The 1,671-nt window shown below is 44.2% G+C and carries 1 protein-coding gene and 2 pseudogenes; 2 read left to right on the plus strand and 1 reads right to left on the minus strand.

The window, feature by feature from the left end:
• Positions 1 to 229: hypothetical protein (locus CXF78_RS16740; protein WP_102037410.1), on the minus strand; the 229-nt coding region annotated here is incomplete at its 3' end.
• 152 nt (positions 230 to 381) lie between these two features.
• On the opposite strand from CXF78_RS16740, the pseudogene CXF78_RS16745 reads away from it, so the two are divergent.
• Positions 382 to 1,461 (plus strand): annotated as a pseudogene (locus CXF78_RS16745) (IS3 family transposase).
• Positions 1,462 to 1,508: 47 nt separating this feature from the next.
• Positions 1,509 to 1,671, plus strand: a pseudogene (locus CXF78_RS21660) (S24 family peptidase); the annotation flags it as partial.

Consider the following 1,671-nt stretch of genomic DNA (forward strand, 5'->3'; position numbering starts at 1 on the left):
GTTGCGGCTTGCCCTGCAACGACCTTGTAAATATAGGTTTAGAAACTACAGGTGAGTAGTGATGATCAACTTTTTCGCATTCATCTATGTGTTGAATTAATGCTTTGATCGCATTTTTATATTGTTCAGGAACTCTCATCACTATCGTTTTTTCATATCTAGTCTTGCGGCCAGCACCTTTACGTACACCACCATGCGCCCCTTTATGAGCATCACTTTTATCTGCCATACTTAGAACCTCTTGATTACGTAACGATATCAAGGTAGCTTGATTTGGTTACATAATCAAATAAAACGTTACAAGTTTGGGCTAATCCCCCCTAAAAATAGTAGATTTCAAAAGTAGAATTTTCTCGTAATATATACGCAGGGAGATTCTGCATGAAAACATCAAAATTTAGCGACAGCCAAATCCTAGCAATCCTTAAACAAGCCGAAGCTGGCACCCCAGTTCCGGGGCTTTGCCGTGAGCATGGCATGAGCTCTGCGACCTTCTACAAATGGCGCGCCAAATTCGGTGGCATGGACGCTTCTATGATGGCGCGATTGAAGGAGTTAGAGGCTGAGAATTCACGACTCAAAAAAATGTATGCCGAAGAGCGACTCAAAGCTGAAATACTCAAAGAGGCCATCGAAAAAAAGTGGTAAAGCCGTCGCGGCGGCGGGAGCTGGCGCAAAAGGCGGTGAGCCATTTCGATCGCATTTGCGTGTGCCTTGTTTGGACTCAGTGAGAGCTGTTATCGCTATCAGGCAAAACTCAGTGATGAAAACGCTGCAATAGCCGACTGGTTACAGCAACTGACATCAACCCATCGGAGTTGGGGGTTTGGGCTATGTTATTACTTTTTACGTAACGTGAAACGCTACCGATGGAACCATAAGCGGGTGTATAGGATTTACCGAGAATTGGAGCTAAATCTACGAATTAAGCCGAGGAAACGCTTGAAGCGTGATAAACCGGACACATTGGCGGTGCCAGAGGCAATCAATAAATGTTGGTCCATGGACTTTATGCACGACCAACTGGAAGATGGTCGCAGCATTAGGTTATTGAACGTGATTGATGATTACAACCGTGAAGGCTTGGCGATAGAAGTCGACTTCTCCTTACCTGCGGAGCGTGTGGTGAGAACATTGGATCAAATCATCGAATGGCGTGGAAAACCAAAACAGATACGCAGTGATAATGGTCCAGAGTATATAAGTGCGGTACTGGCTGCCTGGGCTGAAAAACACAATGTAGAACTGAAATTTATTCAGCCTGGCAATCCACAGCAGAATGCCTATGTAGAACGCTATAATCGGACTGTGCGATACGAATGGCTGAGCCAATATCTTTGGAATAGTATTGCCGAGGTACAGGAACATGCGACACAATGGCTATGGTTTTATAACAATGAAAGACCCAATACAGCAATTGGTGGTGTCCCACCAAAGCAAAAACTGGCACTAGTGGCCTAAGTCTCTACTTTTGACCTCAGCTAAAAATGGGGAGATTACCAGACGGTCGAAACGGCGATGTAATAGTTGCCAATTTTAATGGCGAGTTTGTCTGCAAGATTCTAGATACCAAGCTGCGTGTTCTCCATTCCTCTAATCAACAATACCAACCTGTCACAATTCATGAATACGATTATTTTAGTATTGAAGGCGTAGTCACACGTTCTATTC

This window comes from Shewanella sp. 11B5, assembly GCF_002836795.1.
Lineage (GTDB): Bacteria > Pseudomonadota > Gammaproteobacteria > Enterobacterales > Shewanellaceae > Shewanella > Shewanella frigidimarina.